This window comes from Mesorhizobium sp. M1A.F.Ca.ET.072.01.1.1 (genome assembly GCF_004023325.1).
Classification (GTDB): Bacteria; Pseudomonadota; Alphaproteobacteria; order Rhizobiales; family Rhizobiaceae; genus Mesorhizobium.
Map to the genome: position 1 here is coordinate 1 of NZ_RZSF01000503.1, position 3,432 is coordinate 3,432.

4 protein-coding genes are annotated in these 3,432 nt (G+C 66.3%); all 4 read right to left on the reverse strand.

Annotated elements, in window-relative coordinates:
• On the reverse strand, positions 1–507 hold a 507-nt coding region (locus EOA32_RS35100; protein ID WP_128374133.1), incomplete at its 3' end, for an ATP-binding cassette domain-containing protein.
• A 69-nt stretch (positions 508–576) separates the two neighbouring features.
• On the reverse strand, positions 577–1,353 hold the full coding sequence (gene phnK / locus EOA32_RS35105) for a phosphonate C-P lyase system protein PhnK (protein ID WP_095780108.1): 777 nt from the start codon (positions 1,351–1,353) through the stop codon (positions 577–579).
• Entirely contained in the window at positions 1,350–2,327 is a 978-nt protein-coding gene (locus EOA32_RS35110) for an alpha-D-ribose 1-methylphosphonate 5-phosphate C-P-lyase PhnJ (protein WP_245499498.1), read from the reverse strand. The genes phnK and EOA32_RS35110 overlap by 4 nt, the downstream gene beginning before the upstream one ends.
• A partial coding sequence (locus tag EOA32_RS35115) for a carbon-phosphorus lyase complex subunit PhnI (protein WP_128374134.1) occupies positions 2,324–3,432 on the reverse strand: 1,109 nt, incomplete at its 5' end. The genes EOA32_RS35115 and EOA32_RS35110, both read right to left, overlap by 4 nt.

Sequence of the window (3,432 nt, forward strand, 5' to 3'; positions counted from 1 at the left end):
GGTGATGAAGCCGCGCGCGATGTTGACGCGCTGCTGCTCGCCGCCGGAGAAGGTCGCGGGCGGCAGCGCCCAGAGCTTTTCCGGCAGATTGAGCTGCGAAAGAAGCTCGCGTGCCTTGTCGCGCGCGGCCTCCCGGTCCGCGCCACGCTCGACCAGCGGCTCGGCAACGACGTCGAGTGCCGGTACGCGCGGCACGGTGCGCAGGAACTGGCTGACATAGCCGATCGTTTGCCGGCGTATGGCTAGCACAGCGCGCGGGTTGGCGGAGGCGACATCGATCAGCCCGCCCGCGTGCTGGACGATGATCTGGCCTTCATCGACGGCGTAGTTGCCGTAGAGCATCTTCAGGATCGAGCTTTTGCCGGCGCCGGACGGCCCGCCAAGCACGGCGCATTCGCCGGCGCGGATCGAGAACGAGACGCCAGCCACCACCGGCAGCGTGACGCCGTCACGCAGATGCATGGTGAAGCTCTTTGCGACGTCCGAGACAACGAGAGACGTGGCCATACTAGAGTCCTTTGTCTTTCCGCATGATCCGATCCGAAAACCGGCTTCCACTTTTCGGGATCATGCGGGTCACACCTGCAAAATCGAGGAAACGAGCAACTGGGTGTAAGGCGCACGCGGGTCGTCGAGCACGCGGTCGGTGAGGCCGCTTTCGACGACGCGGCCGTCCTTCATCACCATCATGCGCTGCGACAAGAGCCGCGCCACGGCGAGGTCATGGGTGACGACGATTGCCGCGAGGCCGAGATCGGTGACCAGCCCGCGCAACAGATCGAGCAGGCGCGCCTGCACGGAAACGTCGAGGCCGCCGGTCGGCTCGTCCATGAACACCAGCCGCGGTCCCGTCACTAGGTTGCGGGCTATCTGCAGGCGCTGGCGCATGCCGCCGGAAAAGGCGCGCGGCTCGTCGTCGATGCGGTCCTCGTCGATCTCAACACGCGACAGCCAGTCGACGGCGGTGGCGCGGATCCTGCCGTAGTGGCGGTCGCCGACGGCCATCAGCCGCTCGCCGACATTGGCGCCGGCCGACACCGTCATGCGCAGGCCGTCCGCGGGGTTCTGGTGAACGAAGCCCCAGTCGGTACGCATCAGGAAGCGGCGCTCGGCCTCGCTCATCCGATAGAGCTCGCGCCATTGGCCGTCGCGCATGCGGTAGCTGGCCGTACCGGAAGAGGGCAGCAGCCTGGTCGACAAGCAGTTGAGCAGCGTCGTCTTGCCCGAGCCGGATTCGCCGACCACCGCCAGCACCTCGCCCGGCCAGAGGTCGAAGGAGATCGCCTCGCAGCCGACGCGCGAGCCGTAGAATTTGGAAAGATCGGAGAGGCGCAGTAGCGGTTCGTCGGTCATCTTGCCTCCTTACCCTCTCCGTCGTGAGGAGGGTCGGCGCGCAGCGCCGGGCTGGGAATTGCAGGGCTCGCCGCCAGGTCACCCCCACCCGCGCCTTCGGCGCGATCTTTCGACAAAGGGGAGGTAGGGTCGGCGCGCCGCTTCTCGCAATGGTCGGTGTCGGAACAGACGAACATGTGGCCGCCATGGTCATCGAGGATGACCTCGTCGAGATACACATTCTCGGCGGCGCAGAGCGCGCAGGGCTGGTCGAAGGTCTGCACCTCGAAGGGATGGTCTTCGAAGTCGAGGCTGACGACGTCAGTGAACGGCGGCACCGCATAGATGCGCTTCTCGCGGCCGGCGCCGAAGAGCTGCAGGGCCGGCGAACTATGCATCTTCGGATTGTCGAATTTCGGCGTCGGTGAGGGGTCCATCACATAGCGGCCCTCGACCCTGACCGGATAGGCGTAGGTGGTGGCGATGCGGCCGTGCCGGGCGATGTCCTCGTAGAGCTTCACATGCATGAGGCCGTATTCCTCGAGCGCATGCATTTTGCGGGTCTCGGTCTCGCGCGGCTCGAGGAAGCGCAGCGGTTCGGGGATCGGCACCTGGAAAACCAGCACTTGGCCCGCGTTGAGCGGATGCTCGGGGATGCGGTGACGCGTCTGGATGATGGTCGCCTTCGCCGTCTCGGTGGTGACGGCGACCTTGGCGACCTTCTTGAAGAAGGCGCGGATCGAGACGGCGTTGGTAGTGTCGTCGGCGCCCTGATCGATGACCTTGAGCACATCGTCCGGGCCGATGATCGAAGCGGTGACCTGCACGCCGCCGGTACCCCAGCCATAAGGCATCGGCATCTCGCGCGAGGCGAAGGGCACCTGGTAGCCAGGAATGGCGATGCCCTTCAGGATGGCGCGGCGGATCATCCGCTTGGTCTGCTCGTCAAGATAGGCGAAGTTGTAGGTGGCGATCTCTGTCGGTTGCGCGCTCATTCCGCCGCCTCCCTCTTCTCTTCCGCCTTGTCCTGATTTTCACGGTCCTGGTATTCGGCGCGCATTCGGCGAACCAGGTCGAGCTCGGCCTGGAAGTCGACATAGTGCGGCAGCTTCAGGTGCTCGACGAAGCCGGTCGCCTGGACATTGTCGGAATGCGAGATGACGAACTCTTCGTCCTGCGCCGCGGCAATCACATCCTCGCCAAGTTCGGTCGCGCGCAACGCGCGGTCGCAGAGCGCCATCGCCATCGCCTTGCGCTCGCTCTGGCCGAAGACCAGGCCGTAGCCGCGGGTGAATTGCGGCGGCGCCTTGGCCGAGCCCTTGAACTGGTTGACCATCTGGCACTCGGTGACGCGGATGGAGCCGAGCGGCACGGTGAAAGGCAGCTCCGGGACGTCGAGCTCCAGCTCGACCTCGCCGATCCGGACCTCGCCGACGAAAGGGTGGTTGCGGGCATAGCCGCGCTGCGTCGAATAGCCGAGCGCCAGGAGAAAACCTTCGTCGCCGCGCGACAGCGCCTGCAGACGGATGTCGCGCGCCATCGGGAATTGCAGCGGCTCGCGGGTGATGTCGCCAGGCACATGGTCAAGCGGCATGTCGCCGTCCGCTTCGATCAGCCCTTCATGGGCGAGGATCGAGGAAACGCGCGGCATCGCCTCGGCCTCGGCCGGACGTTGCGCGGGGTCTTCGATCTCGGCGCCGGCGGCAAGCTGCGGATCGAGCAGGCGGTGGGTGTAGTCGAAGGTCGGGCCGAGCACTTGGCCGCCGGGCAGATCCTTGTAGGTGGCCGACACGCGCCGCTCGAGCTGCATGGCGCCGGTGTCGACCGGGTTGGTGTAGCCGAAGCGCGGCAGCGTGGTGCGGTAGGCGCGCAGCAGGAAGATCGCCTCGATCAAGTCGCCGCGTGCCTGAACGACGGCCAAAGCTGCAAGCTTGCGGTCGTAGAGCGAGCCTTCGCTCATCACCCGGTCGACGCCGAGCGCCAGCTGCTCGACGATCTGGTCGAGGCGCAGCGCCGGCACCGAGCGGTCGCCGCGCCGGCGATCGGCAAGCAGGCGATGGGCGTTGGCAATGGCGGCTTCGCCGCCTTTCACCGCGACAT

What these genes read in the sequence shown, in the direction of transcription:
- phnK (WP_095780108.1), bottom strand. Translation starts at nt 1,353, where the DNA reads ATGACCGACGAACCGCTACTGCGCCTCTCCGATCTTTCCAAATTCTAC.
- EOA32_RS35110 (WP_245499498.1), bottom strand. Translation starts at nt 2,327, where the DNA reads ATGAGCGCGCAACCGACAGAGATCGCCACCTACAACTTCGCCTATCTT.